This is a genomic window from Burkholderia sp. MS455 (assembly GCF_016899445.1).
Classification (GTDB): domain Bacteria; phylum Pseudomonadota; class Gammaproteobacteria; order Burkholderiales; family Burkholderiaceae; genus Burkholderia; species Burkholderia pyrrocinia_C.
The window spans coordinates 862724-881934 of sequence record NZ_CP041779.1; the positions used below are offsets into that span (position 1 = coordinate 862724).

The 19211-nt window shown below is 57.8% G+C and carries 15 protein-coding genes; 12 read left to right on the forward strand and 3 right to left on the reverse strand.

All coding sequences use genetic code 11. From position 1 onward, the window contains the following. Nucleotides 1-32: 32 nt before the first annotated feature. Nucleotides 33-872 carry a symmetrical bis(5'-nucleosyl)-tetraphosphatase gene (locus FPJ27_RS23145; protein WP_204425908.1) on the reverse strand — a complete coding sequence of 280 codons (840 nt, stop codon included), beginning with the start codon at nt 870-872 and terminating at the stop codon, nt 33-35. A 343-nt stretch (nt 873-1215) separates the two neighbouring features. Between FPJ27_RS23145 and rfbB the strand changes: the two genes are divergently transcribed. The 10 genes from rfbB to FPJ27_RS23195 all read left to right on the forward strand — a co-directional run bounded on the left by rfbB (nt 1216) and on the right by FPJ27_RS23195 (nt 14646). Then, nucleotides 1216-2277 (forward strand): dTDP-glucose 4,6-dehydratase, encoded by a 1062-nt coding sequence (gene rfbB / locus FPJ27_RS23150; RefSeq protein ID WP_204425909.1) that lies wholly within the window; start codon nt 1216-1218, stop codon nt 2275-2277. An 11-nt stretch (nt 2278-2288) separates the two neighbouring features. After that, nucleotides 2289-3182, forward strand: a complete 894-nt coding sequence (rfbA, locus tag FPJ27_RS23155) for a glucose-1-phosphate thymidylyltransferase RfbA (RefSeq protein WP_204425910.1) — start codon at nt 2289-2291, stop codon at nt 3180-3182. After that, a complete protein-coding gene (rfbC, locus tag FPJ27_RS23160) occupies nt 3167-3718 on the forward strand; it encodes a dTDP-4-dehydrorhamnose 3,5-epimerase (protein WP_204425911.1) in 552 nt (183 codons plus the stop codon). Before rfbA ends, rfbC begins: the two co-directional genes overlap by 16 nt. Beyond that, on the forward strand, nt 3711-4613 hold the full coding sequence (rfbD, locus tag FPJ27_RS23165) for a dTDP-4-dehydrorhamnose reductase (RefSeq protein WP_204425912.1): 903 nt from the start codon (nt 3711-3713) through the stop codon (nt 4611-4613). The genes rfbC and rfbD overlap by 8 nt, the downstream gene beginning before the upstream one ends. Nucleotides 4614-4823: 210 nt before the next feature. After that, nucleotides 4824-6926: a glycosyltransferase gene (locus tag FPJ27_RS23170; RefSeq protein ID WP_204425913.1), complete on the forward strand. Its 2103-nt coding sequence runs from the start codon at nt 4824-4826 to the stop codon at nt 6924-6926. 266 nt (nt 6927-7192) lie between these two features. Continuing rightward, the gene (locus FPJ27_RS23175; protein ID WP_204426342.1) at nt 7193-8641 is read left to right on the forward strand and encodes a mannose-1-phosphate guanylyltransferase/mannose-6-phosphate isomerase; all 1449 of its coding nucleotides are present in this window, start codon (nt 7193-7195) and stop codon (nt 8639-8641) included. 114 nt (nt 8642-8755) lie between these two features. Then, nucleotides 8756-9607: an ABC transporter permease gene (locus FPJ27_RS23180; protein WP_204426343.1), complete on the forward strand. Its 852-nt coding sequence runs from the start codon at nt 8756-8758 to the stop codon at nt 9605-9607. Further along, entirely contained in the window at nt 9597-10991 is a 1395-nt protein-coding gene (locus FPJ27_RS23185) for an ABC transporter ATP-binding protein (protein WP_204425914.1), read from the forward strand. Before FPJ27_RS23180 ends, FPJ27_RS23185 begins: the two co-directional genes overlap by 11 nt. 32 nt (nt 10992-11023) lie before the next feature. Continuing rightward, nucleotides 11024-13429, forward strand: coding sequence for a glycosyltransferase (locus FPJ27_RS23190; protein WP_204425915.1), 2406 nt, complete (start codon nt 11024-11026; stop codon nt 13427-13429). Between the two features lie 11 nt (nt 13430-13440). Continuing rightward, entirely contained in the window at nt 13441-14646 is a 1206-nt protein-coding gene (locus FPJ27_RS23195) for a glycosyltransferase family 4 protein (protein WP_204425916.1), read from the forward strand. Between the two features lie 492 nt (nt 14647-15138). Here the strand turns inward: FPJ27_RS23195 and FPJ27_RS23200 are convergent, their stop codons facing one another. Both FPJ27_RS23200 and gmd read right to left on the reverse strand, forming a co-directional pair. Further along, nucleotides 15139-16029, reverse strand: coding sequence for an NAD-dependent epimerase/dehydratase family protein (locus tag FPJ27_RS23200; RefSeq protein ID WP_204425917.1), 891 nt, complete (start codon nt 16027-16029; stop codon nt 15139-15141). A gap of 3 nt (nt 16030-16032) precedes the next feature. Next, a complete protein-coding gene (gene gmd, locus FPJ27_RS23205) occupies nt 16033-17067 on the reverse strand; it encodes a GDP-mannose 4,6-dehydratase (RefSeq protein WP_204425918.1) in 1035 nt (344 codons plus the stop codon). A 332-nt stretch (nt 17068-17399) separates the two neighbouring features. On the opposite strand from gmd, the gene FPJ27_RS23210 reads away from it, so the two are divergent. Both FPJ27_RS23210 and FPJ27_RS23215 read left to right on the forward strand, forming a co-directional pair. Beyond that, nucleotides 17400-18245 carry a glycosyltransferase family 2 protein gene (locus FPJ27_RS23210; RefSeq protein ID WP_204425919.1) on the forward strand — a complete coding sequence of 282 codons (846 nt, stop codon included), beginning with the start codon at nt 17400-17402 and terminating at the stop codon, nt 18243-18245. Further along, nucleotides 18242-19207 carry an SDR family oxidoreductase gene (locus tag FPJ27_RS23215; protein WP_204425920.1) on the forward strand — a complete coding sequence of 322 codons (966 nt, stop codon included), beginning with the start codon at nt 18242-18244 and terminating at the stop codon, nt 19205-19207. The genes FPJ27_RS23210 and FPJ27_RS23215 overlap by 4 nt, the downstream gene beginning before the upstream one ends. Nucleotides 19208-19211: the final 4 nt, after the last annotated feature.

The window sequence follows — 19211 nt, forward strand, 5'->3', positions numbered from 1 at the left end:
GGCGCTTCCCGGTCGGACGCCTCAGCGCGTAATCACTCGCCGCCCGGCGCGCCGCACGCTTCGCACTGCACCTGCGTGACCGTGCGCTGCGCCGGGTCGGCTGTCAGCCGCACGGCCGACAACTGGTTTCCCCACACGCATCCCGAATCGAGCGCGACGAGGTTGTCGCGCAGCATCAGGCCGAGCGCGGCCCAGTGGCCGAACACGACCGTCACGTCCTCCGTGCGGCGCCCCGGCACGTCGAACCACGGCAGGTAGCCGGGCGGCGCGCTGGCGGGGCCGCCGTTCGCCCTGAATTCCATCGCGCCATCGGGTGTGCAGAAGCGCAGGCGCGTGAACGCGTTGAACGCGACGCGCATCCGGTCGCGTTTCTTCAGGTTCGGGCTCCACTGGTTCGGCTCGTTGCCGTACAGCTTCTGCAGCGTGTCGCGCCAGTCGGGCGCGCGCAGCGCGCGCTGGAGTTCGTCGGCGAGCTCGAGCACGAGCGTGGCGTCCCATTGCGGCAGCACGCCCGCGTGTACGAGCAGCATCCCGTTCTCGGCGTGCACGAACGGGCGGTGGCGGACCCAGTCGAGCAGCGCTTCGGCGTCGGGCGCGTCGAGGATCTCGCCGATCGTGTCGCCCGGGCGTTCGGTGCGCAGGCCCGCGGAGACGGCCAACAGGTGGAGATCGTGATTGCCGAGTACCACGGTCGCGCGCGGGCCGAGGTCGACCAGCGCACGCAGCGCGGCGAGGGAGTCCGGCCCGCGGTTGACGATGTCGCCGGCGATCCAGAGCGGGGTGTCGGCGGCGGGCGAAAGCTGGTCGAGCAGCGACTGGAAAGCTGAATGACAGCCTTGGATGTCGCCGATGGCGATGGGGGGGCGGGTCATGAAGGGGCGAGTCCTGCAGGTTTTCCAACAAACAAGAAAATTGATTGGTTTCAGCCAGCATTCTGCAACTGGAATTTCCCGAAATGCCATTGATTCGGCAAGAAATTTTATTCCTTCCCAGGGTCCGGAGCGCTGTATCAAGTTGTTAGCAACATGGCTTTTGCGGCGGGCGGCTCCCTATAATTGTCGTTTTCCCGAACAAAATTAGCATTTCATGACTTTGGCGACCATGTTGACCGGTTAAAATTCCCGGTTTGATGTGGCGACCATCGCCAAGTGCTTCGAATTTTGACGCGGCGACCGCCTGAAGGTGCTCGCCGCGCATTACTACAGAGGGAGTGTCATGATTCTGGTTACGGGCGGCGCAGGGTTTATCGGTGCCAACTTTGTACTCGACTGGCTGCGCGATTCCGACGAAGCGGTGCTCAATGTCGACAAGCTGACCTATGCCGGCAACCTCCGCACGCTGCAATCGCTGGACGGCAATCCGAAGCATGTGTTCGCCCGCGTCGACATCTGCGATCGTACCGCGCTCGACGTGCTGTTCGCCGAGCACAAGCCGCGCGCGGTGCTGCACTTCGCCGCCGAAAGCCACGTCGACCGCTCGATCCACGGCCCGGCCGATTTCGTGCAGACCAACGTTGTCGGCACGTTCACGCTGCTGGAGGCGACCCGCCAATACTGGAATGGCCTGAACGACGCCGACAAGGCCGCGTTCCGCTTCCTGCACGTGTCGACCGACGAGGTGTTCGGCTCGCTGTCCGCGACCGACCCGCAATTCTCCGAGACGACGCCTTACGCGCCGAACAGCCCGTATTCCGCGACGAAGGCGGGCTCGGATCACCTGGTGCGTGCGTACCATCATACGTACGGCCTGCCGACGCTGACGACGAACTGTTCGAACAACTACGGCCCGTACCAGTTCCCCGAGAAGCTGATTCCGCTGATGATTGCGAATGCGCTTGCCGGCAAGCCGCTGCCCGTGTATGGCGACGGCCAGAACGTGCGCGACTGGCTGTATGTCGGCGACCACTGCAGCGCGATCCGTGAAGTGCTGGCGCGCGGGGTGCCGGGCGAGACGTACAATGTCGGCGGCTGGAACGAGAAGAAGAACCTCGAGGTCGTGCATACGCTGTGCGACCTGCTCGACAAGGCACGCCCGAAGGCGGCCGGTTCGTACCGCGACCAGATCACCTACGTGACGGATCGCCCCGGCCACGATCGCCGCTACGCGATCGATGCGCGCAAGCTCGAGCGCGAGCTTGGCTGGAAGCCGGCAGAAACGTTCGAGACGGGCCTTGCGAAGACCGTCGACTGGTATCTCGACAACCAGGTGTGGGCCGACGAAGTTGCATCGGGCGAATACCGGAAGTGGGTCGAAACCAACTACGCGAAACGCGCTTGAGGAGACACGCGATGGCACGTAAAGGCATCATCCTCGCAGGCGGTTCGGGCACGCGGCTGTATCCGATCACGCATGTCGTATCGAAGCAGCTGCTGCCAGTGTACGACAAGCCGATGATCTACTACCCGCTGTCGACGCTGATGGTCGCGGGCATTCGCGATGTCCTGATTATCTCGACGCCGCAGGACACGCCGCGCTTCGAGTCGATGCTCGGCGATGGCAGCCAGTGGGGCATGAACATCCAGTACTCGGTGCAGCCGTCACCTGACGGCCTTGCTCAGGCGTTCATCATCGGCAAGGAATTCGTCGGCAACGATCCGTCGGCGCTGATTCTCGGCGACAACATCTTCTACGGCCACGATCTCGCGAAGCAACTCGAGCGTGCGCATGCGCAGGAAACCGGCGCGACGGTATTTGCGTATCACGTGCACGATCCTGAGCGTTACGGCGTCGTCGAGTTCGACAAGTCGTTCCGCGCGCTGTCGATCGAAGAGAAGCCTGCGAAACCGCGTTCGAACTACGCGGTGACTGGCCTGTATTTCTACGACAACCGCGTATGTGACATCGCGGCCGACATCAAGCCGTCGCCGCGCGGCGAGCTGGAAATCACCGACGTCAATTCGCAGTATCTGAAGGATGGCGCGCTCAATGTCGAGATCATGGGGCGTGGTTACGCATGGCTCGATACCGGCACGCACGATTCGTTGATCGAGGCAGCCAGCTTCATCGCGACGCTGCAGAAGCGGCAGGGTCTCGTGGTCGCGTGCCCGGAAGAGATTGCCTACCGCCGGAGCTGGATCGACGCGGAGCAGGTGCTGAAGCTTGCGCAGCCGCTCGCGAAGAACGCGTACGGGCAGTACCTCAAGAACATTCTCACGGATCAAGTCGCATGGCCATCCAAGTAACGGCGACGGCGCTGCCCGAAGTCAAGATCATCGAGCCGAAGGTGTTCGGCGACGCGCGCGGTTTTTTCTACGAAAGCTTCAACGGGAAGGAATTTGCCGAGCAGGTCGAACCCGGCATCGAGTTCGTGCAGGACAACCATTCGCGCTCGTCGAAGGGCGTGCTGCGCGGGCTGCATTACCAGATCCGGCATGCCCAGGGCAAGCTGGTGCGCGTGGTCGAAGGCGAGGTGTTCGACGTCGCTGTCGACATCCGGAAGAACTCGCCGAATTTTGGCAAGTGGGTGGGTGTCATCCTGTCCAATGACAATCATCGCCAGTTGTGGGTGCCGCCCGGCTTCGCACACGGGTTCGTCGTGCTGTCAGAGGCGGCGCAGTTTCTTTACAAGACGACTGACTATTGGTTCCCCGAGCACGAGCGCAGCATTATCTGGAACGACCCGGACATCGGCATTGAATGGCCGATCGATTTCGAGCCGCTGCTGGCCGCGAAGGATGCGGCCGGCAAGCGTTTGAGCGAAGCCGAAGTCTATGCGTGAGGTGGGTGTGAAACCTGAACCGACGATTCTCGTGACGGGTGTGAACGGGCAGGTCGGGTTCGAACTGCTGCGCTCGCTGCAGGGCCTGGGGCGCGTGGTGGCATGCGACCGTTCGATGCTCGATTTGTCCGATCTCGATCGGGTGCGCGCCATCGTTCGCGAGTTCAAGCCGTCGATCATCGTCAATCCGGCCGCGTATACGGCCGTCGACAAGGCGGAAACGGACGTCGATGCCGCGCGTCGGTTGAACGCCGACGTGCCGCGCGCGTTTGCAGAGGAAGCGGCGCGCATCGGCGCAGCGCTGATTCATTATTCGACCGACTACGTGTTCGACGGCACCAAAGAGGGGGCCTATGTCGAAACGGACGCGACCAATCCGCAGAACGTGTACGGCCTGACCAAGCTCGAGGGGGAGCAGGCCATCGCGGCGGCCGGCTGCGCGCATCTGATCCTGCGCACGAGCTGGGTGTATGGGCGGCGCGGCAAGAACTTCCTGCTGACGATGCTGAAGGTCGGTGCCGAACGCCCGGAGTTGCGCGTCGTAGCGGACCAGATCGGCGCACCGACGTGGGCCAACACTATTGCGACCATGACAGCGCATATCGTTGCCCAGGGACTCGCGTCGGGGTCCGCGCAATGGTGGCAGGAGCGCTCCGGTGTCTATCATCTTGCTTGTGCTGATGCGACTTCATGGCATGGATTTGCTCAGGCAATTTTTGCGCAAGCGAAGTGGGAGTCGCCCCCTCGCGTCCTGCCGATTTCGACCTCGGACTATCCCACCCCGGCGAAGCGGCCGGCAAATTCGCGCCTGTCCCATGAAAAGCTGGAAAGGGTGTTCGGAATTCAGCCGCCTCGCTGGGACGAGGCATTGCAGCTGTGTCTCGAAAGTTGCTGAACGGCCGCGATGGCGTGTCCGAGGCGTGGGGGCATTTATCGATCAAGGCGCGATTGCGCGGATACTTCGCGCCGTTTTTGACGCTGGTTTCCGCGAAGTCAATGATGGCGGCTGTTGCCATCCCAGATGCCGATAGGAGGACATCGATGCCGCAGAAATTCATCACGCACGATTGCTCCAAATTCAAGTCTTCCCCGGTATAGAAATCCAATGTTGTTCAACCACTTGATCTGGCATGTGCGCCGCATACACTTTCTTGCGCATCGCGTGATCGGAAGCATTGCCACTCGCGGGTGGCGCAATACTGTTGCGCGCATCACGCAGGAATTTCGCCCGCCGTCAACCGATGCCCTGCGCTGGACGCTCGAATCCGTTCAACATCCGTTCAGCCCATTTGCGCTACCCACCAGTTCCGCGCCGCAGGTGTCGGTGATCATCCCTGCTTACGGCAAGCTGGCATACACCTTGGCCTGCCTGCGGTCGATCGCGCGACATGGTGCTGACTCCGCCTTTGAGGTAATCGTCGTGGACGATGCCTCGCCGGATGACAGTGCCCAAACCCTTTCGCAGATAAAGGGGCTGCGCTTGATACGCAACGAGCGCAATCTCGGCTTTATTGGTAGCTGCAATGCGGGCGCGGCCGCTGCTCAGGGTACCCACCTGCTATTTCTCAACAACGACACGCAAGTCACGCCCGGGTGGCTCGATCACCTGCTCACCTGCTTTGCCGACGAGAGCGACTGCGGTATCGCCGGCAGTCGTCTGGTGTATCCGGATGGTCGACTGCAGGAAGCGGGGGGCATTGTGTTCTCCGATGCATCCGGCTGGAATTTTGGGCGCTTCGAATCGCCGGACGATCCGCAGTTTCTATACCGGCGACGGGTCGATTACGTCTCCGGTGCGTCGCTGATGATCGAGGCCGCTCTGTTCAGGCAGCTAGGCGGCTTCGATTCGAACTATGCGCCCGCCTACTACGAGGATACGGACCTTGCATTCGCCGTACGGGCCGCGGGCAAGCAGGTGTTCTATCAACCGGAAAGCTTGGTGATTCATAACGAAGGCATCAGCTCGGGTACCGACACCTTTTCGGGCGTAAAGCAGTATCAGGTGATCAACCGCAATAAATTCAAGAGAAAGTGGGCAACCGAACTCGCGGCACAACCGGACGCAGGCACGCCTGCGGTACGGGCGATTCAGTGTGTTGCGTCGCCGCACATCTTGATCGTCGACGCGTTGACTCCCAATGCGTCCCGCGACTCTGGCTCGCTGCGCATGATCAATATCATGCGCTTGCTGAGCGAGATGGGTTGGCGGATCAGTTTCATGGCAAGCAATGGCTTGGCTTCGCATGCGGAAATTGCCGCGCTTGGTCGTGTTGGGGTGCACGTGCTATGCAAGCCCTGGACTCCATCGCTGACCCGCTGGTTAAAGCGTGAAGGTGATCAGCTTGCTGCCGTGATGCTTTGCCGACATTACGTTGCCGCGCCCAATCTCGCGCTGATTAAGCGTCTCGCACCCCAAGCACGAATCCTGTTCGACACGGTCGATCTTCATTTTTTGCGTGAGCAGCGTGCTGCCGCATTCACCAATAACCCGGCATTGGCACGAAAGGCGAATTTGTCCCGACAGCATGAGCTGACGCTCATTCGAGCATGCGACGTGTCGTTCGTTGTCAGTCCGATCGAGCACGATCTTCTGACTCGCGAACTGCCTGATGCGTCCGTCGAGTTGTTGTCCAACATACACGACGTGCCTGGTCGTCACATCGGCTTTGCTGCGCGGCAGGGACTGGTTTTTGTTGGTGGCTTCAATCATCCGCCCAACGAGGATGCCGTGCGCTGGCTCGTCGGGGAGATATTTCCGCATATTCGGGCCAAGCGGCCGGATATTCCGCTGCACATCATCGGCGATATGCCTGAAGCGGCGCAATCCGAGCTGGCCGGGCCCGGTATTCACATTCACGGTCGCGTGCCCGATCTGACGCCATGGATGGACGGATGCCGTGTGGCGCTTGCTCCGCTACGCTACGGCGCAGGCGTAAAGGGTAAGGTGAACATGGCAATGAGCTACGGTTTGCCGGTGGTCGCAACCCATATCGCAGCCGAGGGCATGCGACTATCGGATGGGGACAGCGTATTGCTGAGCGACGATGCCGAAGGTTTTGCCGCCGCAGTGTTGCGGGTCTACGAAGACGAGTTGTTGTGGCATCGGTTGTCTGATCGAGGCATGGACAATGTGCGTGAATACTTCTCGCTCGAGGCGGCCCGCTCCGTCTTGCGACGAGTGCTGCCGCCGGTATCCAGCAGGAGTTGACATCATCCAAGGCCTCCGGCATGCCGGGATGGCACCTTGGCGGTGATGTACCATACGACTCTACTTGGCACCCCAAAAAACCTCCGTGCCATGGGGCCCGAAACACCCTTGGCCGTGGCTCGACGTGTTGAACGCAAAGCGGGTTTGAGTTGGTGGCGATGCTGCAGTGAATGCAACGAAGCGACAGCAAGAAGTTGTCGCGAGCTGCACCGGATTCTTGACGAAGCCGTGCATTGGTCGTGAAGTTTAAGGAGTTTATTCAGATCATGAAGTTAATTCCCGTAATTATGAGTGGTGGTTCAGGGTCACGTCTCTGGCCGCAGTCGAGAGAGCGTTACCCGAAGCCGTTTCTCACCTTGCCTGATGGAAGCACGCTTATTCAGCGCACCTATGAGCGAGCCGCATCGCTTCCGGGGGTGGATCACTTGTTCACGGTAACTAATAAGGATCTCTATTTTCTTACTCAAGACCACTATGCAGCATCCAACTGCAAGGTAACGGACGAGCACTATATCCTGGAGCCGTTCGGGCGAGATACTGCCGCGGCTGTCGCATTGGCGACCTTGGAGGTTGCTCGAGAGTATGGCGAGGATGCTCTACTTTTGGTGTTGGCGGCGGACCATCTTATCGAGGATCAGGTGGCATTTCAGGCGGCCGTGGACCGCGCCATGGAGATCGCGAGCGCGGGTCGGATTGTGACTTTCGGCATTTCGCCGACTCGCCCTGAAACAGGTTTTGGCTACATCGAAGCCGATGGCGAGGAGGTGCGGCGCTTCGTCGAGAAACCCGACTATGAAACCGCAGTCGACTATGTGAGGAGCGGTCGCTTTTATTGGAATTCCGGGATGTTCTGTTTTGCGGCGGGCGTCATGCTTGCTGCCATGGAGCAGTATTGCCCGGAATTGCTCGATGGAGCGAAGTGTGCGCTGGACCGGTCCCGCGCGGATCGCACAAGCCGCTCAAACATTATTGTTGACGAGGCGACATTCGCGACAGTGCAGTCGATCTCGATCGATTATGCGGTGATGGAGAAGGCAAAAAATGTTGCGGTAATTACCTGCGACTGCGGTTGGTCGGACATCGGTTCGTGGGCCGGCATGGCCGAATTGCTCGACGCTGACGAGCATGGTAACCGTGTGCTCGGCGAGGCGCGCCTGCTCGATGCCAGGAATTGCTACGTGAACGGCGGCAACCGAATGATCGGTCTGTTGGGCGTCTCGGATCTTGTCGTGGTTGATACCCAAGATGCCTTGCTGATTACCCACCGTGAGCGAGTGCAGGACGTCAAGGCGATGTATGGCAGCCTGAGAATGGAAAATCACGAAGCCGCCATGATTCATCGTACCGCTCACCGGCCGTGGGGCACGTATACCGTGCTGGAAGAGGGGGCGGGTTTCAAGATCAAGCGCATTGAAGTCAAGCCGGGTGGTCGGCTCAGTTTGCAGGCGCATTTCCATCGTGCGGAACACTGGATTGTGGTTTCCGGCAGCGCGCGCGTGACCAATGGAGCGCAGGAGCTACTGCTTACGCAGAATCAATCAACGTACATTCCGTGCGGGCATCGGCATCGTCTTGAAAATCCGGGGAAGATTCCGCTTGTGCTTATTGAAGTGCAGAGCGGAGAGTACCTGGGCGAGGACGACATCGTTCGCTTCGAGGATCAGTATGGCCGAGTCGGTGACGGTGATCGCGCCGAGACTCAGCCCCAAGTTTGATTTGCATGAGATCCGGATTTTCGATCCTTGGTCGCCGCAGCCTCGCGTGTTAGCGATCGTGGCTTCCGAGCGATCGGGCTGGTTGGCGCACGTACGGAATTTAATACTTCAGTCATGAACAGTAACTTACCTTCAAAGAGCTCCGCGTCGGAATATTCGACTTCGCCAGTCTCGATGATATTTTCTATTTGGCGCAATCGGGAAATTACTTGGCTGCTTGCGAAGCGCGATGTGCAGGCTCGGTACAAGGGGTCGTACATCGGGCTACTGTGGACTCTGGTTAATCCGCTGCTGATGCTGCTGATCTATACATTCGTGTTTACGTTTATATTTAAATCACGATGGGCTGGGGCGGTGGATGGTGGTCGCTCACAGTTCGCGCTGGTCATGTTTGTTGGCGTCATTATTCATGGCTTGTTTTCCGAAGTGATCAATCGTGCACCGGGTTTGGTGCTGGAAAATCCAAACTATGTGACGAAGGTGGTTTTTCCGTTGGAAATTCTTCCAGCTATCGGACTTGGGGCGGCGCTTTTTCACGCACTCGCCGGTATCTTGATCCTGTTGATTGGAATATTGATCTATAGCGGGGAATTGCACTGGCAGGTTATCTTGCTTCCATTTGTTCTTTTTCCGTTCCTGGTCATGGTTATTGGTATTGCCTGGATGCTCGCTGCACTGGGTGTTTTTGCTCGCGATTTGAAGCAAAGTACTACTTTTATAACTACTGCAATGTTGTTTCTTTCGCCTGTTTTCTATCCGGAAACGGCCTGGCCAGAGCAGTATCGAACTCTTTTTCTGCTTAATCCGTTAACATTTATCATCGGGCAGTTTCGGGAAATTTTTCTTTGGGGGCATTATCCTGATTTTGCCGGATTGGGTGTGTATTTGTTTGTTGCGCTGATTGTGGCTTGGTTTGGTTTCTTTTGTTTTCAGAAGATGAGAAAGGGATTTGCCGATGTTCTCTGATCAATTTGATAATTCCGAAGCCGCGACCGGCGACGCCGTAATTGCAGCCAAAGGCTTGGGAAAATATTACGAGATCTACGGAAACCCGAAGGATCGACTGAAGCAATTCCTGCTGCCGACTCTCGATCGCGCGAGGGGTAAAGAGCCGCGGAAGTACTACAAGCAATTTTGGGCGTTGAGCGACGTGTCCTTTGAGGTGCGGCGGGGAGAAACCGTTGGCGTTATCGGACGAAACGGCTCAGGCAAGTCAACGTTGCTCCAACTTGTCTGCGGAACGCTTTCTCCTTCTACCGGCACGATGGAAACGCGAGGCCGCATTGCCGCTCTTCTCGAGCTCGGGTCCGGTTTCAATCCGGAGTTCACGGGGCGCGAGAACGTGATGCTTAGCGGCGCCTTGTTCGGATTGTCCCGGGACGAGATCGCAGCGCGTTATGACGATATCGTTGCTTTTTCCGGCATAGCCGATTTTGTTGATCAGCCAGTTAAGACTTATTCGAGTGGCATGGTCGTGCGCTTGGCTTTTTCCGTGATCGCGCACGTTGATGCGGACATATTGGTAGTGGACGAGGCGCTATCCGTAGGGGACGCATATTTTACCCAGAAGTGCATGCGATTCTTGCGCTCGTTCATGAAGCGTGGGACGTTGTTGTTCTGTAGCCATGATATGGGGGCTATTGTCAATCTATGCAATCGCGTCGTCTGGCTGGACAAAGGCCAAATCAGGATGGCGGGAAATCCGAAGGCAGTCTCGGAAAAATATTTGGAGTCGTTGTTCGATCCGGTAGTTGTGGAAGATCCACAGCCGGTTGATGAGTTGATCGAAGTCGAGGAGACAATTTCCCACATCGAGGAATATATCGACATGCGCATGCCGATGATCAACGCGTCGCCGCTGCGAAACGATATCGAGGTCTTCCAGTTCGACGAGGCGCGCGCTTCGTTCGGCGCGGGCGGGGCCCAAATCACCGGAGTGCGATTGCTCGATGCCAGCGGGAGTCCCGTTTCCTGGGCGGTTGGCGGAGAAGAAATGATACTGGAGATTTCGGCGCGGGCGACGGCCGATCTCGGGCGCCCAATTATAGGTTTTGTGTTCAAAGACAAGCTTGGTCAGATTATCTTTGCTGATAATACGTACATCCCCTACAAAAATAAATCGATCGAAGTGAATCGGGGTAACAAGCTCGTGGCGAAATTCAGATTCAAATTTCCGGTTTTGCCGTCCGGAGAATACAGCATCTCTCCCGCGATAGCAGAGGGCACGCAAAGTGATCACGTACAGCATCACTGGGTGCACGATGCGATGATTCTTCAGGTCCATTCCAGCTCGACATGCATAGGCCTGTTTGGTGTGCCTATGAAAGAGATTATTTTGGAAGCTATATGATGTCTTATCCGAGCGAGCAAGAGGATCGAAGCATGGATTTCACCGGTGAACGGTTCGTACCCGGGGTGACTGGCGAAATAGAGATGGAACACTACCATCGCTATTATCTCGTCAGCGAACTTATTAAGGGGAAGGACGTCCTTGACATTGCGTGTGGCGAGGGATACGGCTCCGGGTTGATGGCGTTGGGTGCGCGTAGCGTGATCGGCGTGGATATCGACAGCACTACTGTCGAGCACGCGAGTATGCATTATCGTCAACCGAATCTTCGTTTCGAAACCGGGTCATGCGCGGCAATCCCTCTCCCTGATCACAGTGTTGACGTGGTGGTGAGCTTCGAAACGATCGAGCACCATGATCAGCATGAAGAGATGATGCGCGAGATTTCTCGGGTGCTGCGCGAGAACGGGATTTTGATAATCTCGAGCCCGGACAAGTACGAGTATTCTGAAAGACCTGGATTTAAAAATCAATTCCATGTCAAAGAACTGTACTTGGATGAATTCAAGAGCTTGCTGTCGCGCCACTTTTCCAATGTCGACATTTACGGCCAGCGCGCTGTATTTGGTTCGCTGATTGCTTCTATGTCTGGAAATGTCGGCAGCGCCGGACGACACTTCTGGACCCGGACAGGTAACGGAGCGCTTGACGTTCGGGAGGCAGGATTGCCTCGCGAGCCGGTCTATTTTATTGCCGTGGCGTCAAATGGCCAGGTACCGGAATTTGCACCTTCGATGTTCGAGGTCGAGGGTTATATCGAATCTCGAGTACAGGGTGTATCCGAGGATTATCAAGCGGAGATTCAGCGTATTGCCCTGGAACGTGATGGTCTGTTGAAGGACAAGGATCAAGCATGGGAAAAATACCTTCAGCAAGTGGTAAAAGACTACGGGACGGAGATCAATCGCATCGCGGCTGAACGAGATGCCATGCTGAAAGACAAGGATGCAGCATGGGGACGGGAAGTCGAGCATGTCGCAAATGAATACCAGGCCAAGATTTCCGTGATCGAAGGGGAGCGGTCGAGGGCGGCGACGGAGATTGATAGTATGCGCGATCAGGTAGCAGAGGACGCCGTTTTCAAGGAAATGGTGCCGCTGGTCAGCCTGATTGTTGTTAATTTCAATGGTATCAGGTTCTTGCCTGGACTATTGCAGAGCCTGACGCAGATTGATTATCCGAGATATGAGATTATCTTGGTCGATAATGCATCGAGCGATGCTTCGATCGATTACGTTGCCGAGCATTTCCCAAGCGTGCGCATCGTCAAATCGAGCAAGAATCTTGGTTTTGCCGGCGGAAACAATCTCGGCATGCAGGCAGCGAATGGTGATCTGATCGGGCTTATCAATAACGATACCGAGGTCGATCCGAAATGGCTTCGCGAATTGGTGGCGGCGTTGGTCCACGATCCGAAGGTGTGGGCGGCGGGCTCAAAGCTTGTTTTTTTCCGAAAATACGTCGAAATCGTAGTAAAGAGTGGTGTTTTCAAGCCGTCTGAAAAAGGACTGTCCTCCGATCAGCGTGAATTGGGCCTCTTGTTGGACGAGAATAGTGCGTTCGTCGGGTGCGACTATCGGAAGCCTATTTTTGGCGCCGGATTTTGGGGAAGTGAACAATTGGCGGGGCGACGTGTTCGCTGGACTTCGGGAGAGGCAAGATTGTTATTGCCGGTGATGCCGGCAGCAGATAACGACGACGAGTACCAACTGTCATTGATCGTTTCGGGAACGGAAGCGGGTTCTGGAACATCGTTTAGTATCGAAATGTGTGGCACGCAAATTGGTCACGGTGTGCTGTCGTCGGAGTTCGATGAGCACCTTTTGCGTATACCGCGCGCGTTGGTGAGTGGTGCGTGCTTCGACTTATTGAATAACACCGGTACGCGCTTGAGCGAAAGAGGTGATGCTAGTGACCGCGGAATCTACGAGCCTGACCGCGGGCAGTATGATCGGGAGGAGGGCGTTGAGGCGCTTTGCGGTGCGGCAATGCTTATAAGACGCACCGCCCTCGAGCGAACTGGTCTGTTTGACTCTAGATTTTTCATGTATTACGAGGACGCGGACCTCTGCTGGCGCATCCGCCGGGCCGGTGGTGCGCTCCGATATGTACCGACGAGCGTCGTGCGCCATATTCATACTGGATCCAGTGTGGAGTGGTCCCCTATGTTCATCTACTACGTTTCCCGCAATCACGTACTGATTCGCTTCAAGCATGCCGCGCTACGTGTGGCAGTGGGCAGCTATCTTGTCGAGGCTGCGCGTTGTGTGCGGGCAAGTGTGGCGTGGGCACGTAATGCCATTGGCGGCGGTCACGATCAGCGCGCGCGCGCGGAGTTCGGGTTGCGTCTCCGTTTGCAGATTGATTTGATCAAGAAAATTCCGGGAACGCTTTTGCGGCGATGGGGTTTCAAAGGTACCCCACTGGATCGACTATAAGGCATGATGTAATGAAAATCGGAATTTACAATAGATATTGGGGCACAATGGGTGGGGGTGAAAAATACACCGGAACCATTGCTCAAATATTAAGTGAAGGTCACGAGGTCGATCTTATTCACACTTCGAAGATCGACGTAAATGAATTTCAGGCTCGTATGAACCTGGATCTTTCTCGCGCGCGCTGGGTCGAGTGGCCAGGCGACTCCTGCGCGCAGTTGGCGCCTAGGTCGGCTGATTACGATTTGTTTATTAACTCGACTTACTGTTCCTCCATGGTTTCGCAGGCAAAGTCGTCCATTTACGTGGTCTTTTTTCCGCATCAACTGTCGCCTCGTCCAATGGGTCCAAGGCGTAAGGCATTGGCTTCCTTGCTTGGTGCGATGGGGCGATCGCCACGACTGCTCGGGGAGGCTGGAGCAAGACTGGCTTCGCGAGCGTACGGGAGGATCCAGCGAGGAAGCAACGAATTCATTTCAAGCTATCAGATCAAAATTACGATTTCCCAATTCACGACTGAATGGGTTGATCGTCGCTGGGGATGCAAAGGAGTAGTGCTGTCGCCGCCCATTGACGTGGAGCGCTACGCGGATATAGAGAGTTCGGGAAAATCGCGTGTCATTCTGAGCGTGGGCCGCTTCTTTCACGGTGGAAAGGACGGGCACAACAAGAAGCATCTCGAACTCTTGCGCGCTTTTCGTGCCATGTGCGACAGTGGTCGTGTTCCGGAGGGATGGGAGTATCATCTCGCGGGCAGCGTCAATTTGAATACCTCAGAAGATATTGAATATTTTCGGGAGGTGAATGATCTTGCGAAGGGATATCCTGTAAAAATTCTCGGCAATATTTCTGCTGACGCTTTGAAGCAGGAGTATGCAAAGGCGAGCATTTTCTGGCATGGGTCAGGATGGGGGGAAGATGCGGAGTCATTTCCGGAGCGGATGGAGCACTTTGGTATGACGACCTGTGAGGCGATGGCGGCGGCGTGTGTGCCGGTGGTAATGCCTCAAGGGGGGCAGCCGGAAATTGTCAATAACGGAGTTAATGGATATTATTTCCGTGATGCGAACGAACTGGCCGCCCGTACTGAGACGCTAATGGCGAAGTTTGGTCATCGAGATTTGGAGGCGATGGCGGCTCGGGCCCGTGAAGATGTAAAGCGTTATTCCCTGCCTCATTTTCGAAAGGGAGTCCTTGAATTGATGGATTCTATTTAAGTCTATTGATGACTGAAGCTCCCTTCCGCTTCGCACAAAAGCCGAGTTTCAGGCAGCAGGAGGCTGGCACCATGTCAGCTTTCCTTCGCGCGCGGGAGGGACTTCTGCAAACCACCGGCTAACCCATATCTTGACGAGCGAGAGCGATGGGGTCTGACTGGCCACGAGTCGCGGTGGTGGTGTGATGAAATTTGCATCGGTAGCAGATTGATCAGTGCTTGCGTGCACGTTAATCGCCGCCGACGGAGGCCGGGCTTGCTTCCGGTTTGATAGAGTTCGCGTGTCCGTTTATTCGTTTAATGGACGCGACATTAACAAGCCCTTGGGTCAAATTCAGGATGCGTTGGCTGGTGGCCGCTTACCCTGGAGGGGCGAGCGATGCGGTCAATGCGTGTTTATCGCTCGGATTGCCCGATGGCGAGCGTGTTTCCACCGGGCCTTCCTTATGTGTTGCCGTGATCGATACGTCCGCGCCGACGGTGCGATTGCTGGCTAGGCCGCGGCCAGCATCCATTCCAATGTATCTCGCAGCGGAATGGCGTCGATGGTGCCCACTGCGCGCACAAGCTCTTGGCAATTTCCAATCAGCTTATGAACCTCGTTCGCGCGTACGAACTGTGGATTCACACATATCTCCGGATCGTGACCGGTCAGTTCACGCGCGATCGCGAGAATATCGTGCAGCGAATGTCCAACTCCCGAGCAAACGTTGAACGTTCGCCCTGCGAAATCGCCTTCGATCAACCTGCGATACGCGGACGCGACCATGCGAACGTCCGAGAAGTCGCGCACCACGTGCAGATTACCCAACTCGATGCGCTTTGCCTTGTCGCGGAAATGGCGAACGATCTTGGGCAAAAGGAATCGGTTATCTTGCCCGACGCCGGTGTAATTGAACGGTCTTGCAATGACAATCGGGAATTTGTCTTCCCACATCCGTGCCACCAGTTCCATCGCGAACTTGCTGATGGCGTAGTCGTTGACCGGGGCCGGGGGAGTCTGTTCGTCGATGGTTTCCCGATCGCAATTGCCGTATACGTTAGCGCTGCTCGCGAGCAGCACCGATCGAGGCTGGCATTCCGAACGCTCCAATGCGTCAAGGAGGTTTCGGGTACCGACGACATTGGTCTGGTAGATATCTCCAGCCGTGCCGTGTTGCACGAACGCGATTGCAGCGAGGTGCACGATCGCATCGGGTTTTTCCGATGACAGTAGTTGCGTCAGATTCTCGCGATCGAGAAGATCGCAGACGTGCGCTCGCCCTGGAATATTTGCTTTTTCCGCGCGAACGATCCCGCAAACGTCATGGCCGGATTGCGACAATTCGGTCGCTAGGTAGCGACCGGTAAACCCATCCAGCCCAGTTACGAAGACCTTTGCCATGCTTTAAAACGAGACGCCGGCTTCGTTTCGGCGAATATCCGCCTCGACCATCATCTGGCACAGTTGCTCCAGCGTGGTTTGCGGTGTCCAGCCGAGTTCCTCTCGTGCCTTGGCCGGATTACCGATCAGCAAATCGACTTCCGCGGGACGATAAAACTTCGGGCTGATCCTGACGATAAGCTTGCCGGACCGGGTGTCGACTCCGATTTCCTTTTCGCCGCTGCCTTCCCAGGCGAGTTCGAAGCCGGCAGCTTGCGCAGCCATGGAAACGAAATCCCGAACGGTTTCGGTGCGGTTCGTGGCAAGCACATAGGTATCGGGGTGAGCAGCTTGAAGCATGCGCCACATCCCTTCGACGTATTCCTTCGCGTATCCCCAGTCCCGTTTGGCGTCCAGATTCCCGAGTTCCAGCACGTCCAGTTTGTTCAGGCGAATCTTTGCAAGGCTATCCGTGATTTTGCGCGTGACGAACTCTTTGCCACGCAGCGGCGATTCGTGATTGAACAGAATGCCGCTGCATCCGAAGATGTCGTAGCTTTCGCGGTAGTTGACCGTGATCCAGTGTGCATAAAGCTTGGCGACACCGTACGGGCTGCGCGGATAGAAAGGTGTGCTTTCTATTTGGGGAACGGCCTGGACCTTCCCGAACATTTCTGAAGTACTGGCCTGGTAGAAGCGAATCTTCGGGTTGACGATCCGAATGGCTTCGAGCAGATTCAGTGCTCCGAGACCGGTAATCTGCGCGGTGGTGGAGGGCTGATCGAACGACACACCGACGAAACTCTGCGCCGCGAGGTTGTAAACTTCCGTCGCTTGCGTGGTTTGAAGCAGACGAATGCTGGCTCCCAGGTCAGTCAAATCGTATTCGACCAAGTGAAGATCAGGATGACCAACGATCCCGATCTCCTCGATTCGCCAGAAATTTACTGAACTGGTACGGCGATAGGTGCCGTACACGGTATAACCTTTCTCGAGGAGAAGCTGCGCGAGGTAAGCCCCATCCTGACCTGTAATGCCGGTAACGATTGCGACTGTCATGTGCTATTCGGTTGGTTCGTAAAATGAAGTTTCGGTGTGCCGCTACATGCACCAGTACACGTGCTCGTTTTGAGGGTCGCTCCGAATCGGTCGCCACAGTGGGCGCTTGCCGGTGGCATGTACTGCTGGCCGCATTGGACGGATTCTAACATCCGGAGAGCCCGATTTCGCTGCGGTGTGCGAGGATCCGGCTGTCGCCGTGGCCCGTTCGGCAAGTTCATAGGGTCGCAACATCGGGTTGCCTGAAGCGGCAAATTTCAGCAAACTTGCGCGGCGCCGTCTCAAACGCGACGGCCCGGTTTCTTCCACATCCGATCACCGCCGCACTCTTGATGCCCCTCGACCCCGCGTCATCCTTTTCCGCCAACGGTCTTTCCGTTTCGATTGTTGTCTACCGGCCGGATCGCGCGCAACTTGAGCACACGCTGACCAGTCTCGGTGCTGCCTGCGACGAGTTGCGCATCGCTCGCCCTGGCCTGCCGATCATTCTGTACTTGATCGACAACGGCGGATTGGGCGCGTTGCCCGAAGCCATCGAGTCGCTCCGGGCGCGGGGCGTGGCATGCGAGATCGTGTCCGGCCAGGGCAACGTCGGCTACGGCCGAGGTCACAACCTCGCAATCGAGCGAGCGACTGGGCGGTTCCATCTGATCCTGAACCCCGACATCGACCTCGACCGGACCACGCTGTCGGTTGGGCTCGCATTCCTCGACGCTCACACGGAATCGGGTCTCGTCTCCCCTTGGATCGGCGACGACGAAGGCGGGCAGCAGTATCTCTGCCGCCGCTATCCGTCGCTGACTGATCTCCTTGTGCGTGGCTTCGCACCCGCGGGTGTGCGACGGCGGTTTGCACGACGCCTTGACCGATACGAGCTCCGGGACCGGATCAACTCACGGGAGGTCTTCTGGGACCCACCCATCGTCAGCGGTTGCTTCATGCTGTTCCGCACTGACGTTTTGAAGAAACTGGGCGGCTTTGATCCGCGCTACTTCCTGTATTTCGAGGACTACGACCTTAGCCTGCGCACGCACGATGTCGCGCGCGTTGCGTACGTCCCGTCGGTTCGAGTGATTCATCACGGCGGCGGCGCATCCCGCAAGGGCCTCGCGCACATCCGCATGTTTGCCGCGTCGGCCTTCAAGTTTTACAACCGCTTTGGCTGGAGGCTGTGGTGAGCCATTTCGTCGTCACCGGCGCGAACGGCTTCGTCGGGCGCGCATTCTGCCGCCGCGCGCTGGACGCCGGGCATGCCGTCACGGCATTGGTGCGGCGCCCGGGCGGATGCATCGGCGGCGTGCGCGAATGGGTGCATGGCGCAGCCGATTTTGACGGCCTCGACGAAGGGTGGCCGACTGACCTCGCGGTCGATGCCGTGATTCATCTCGCCGCCCGCGTACATGTAATGCGCGACGAGTCGCCGGATCCGGACGCCGCTTTCAACGCGACCAACGTCGCCGGCACACTGCGTCTTGCCGAAGCCGCGCGCGGTCACGGCGTGCGCCGCATTGTCTATGCCAGCAGCATCAAGGCGGTCGGCGAGAGCGATGGTGGAGTACCGTTGTCGGAAGCCGCAAAGCCTGATCCGCAGGATCCCTATGGCCGCTCGAAGCTGCGCGCGGAGCGGCAGCTCGCGCAGTTCGGCGCGTCGAACGGACTCGACGTCGTGATCGTGCGTCCGCCGCTCGTCTACGGTCCGGCCGTCCGCGCCAACTTCCTGCGCATGATGGATGCGGTTGCGCGCGGGATGCCGCTGCCGCTCGGTTCCATCCCGGCACGCCGCAGCGTCGTCTATGTCGACAACCTTGCCGACGCGCTGCTTCAATGCGCGATCGATCCACGCGCGGCCGGCGAATGCTTTCACGTTGCCGACGACGATGCGCCGTCGGTCACGGGCCTCTTGCGTCTGGTCGGCGAGGCGCTCGGCAAGCCGGCCCGCCTGATTGCCGTTCCGTCCGCCGTGCTGCGGGCGCTCGGTGCGCTGACCGGCCGCCGCGCCGCGATCGACCGCCTGACCGGCAGCCTGCAGCTCGATACGGGTCGGATCACGCGCGTGCTCGGCTGGCATCCGCCTTATACGACCCGAGAGGGCCTCGAAGCGACCGCCGCATGGTATCGTTCGCGCGAGACACAACAATAGCCGA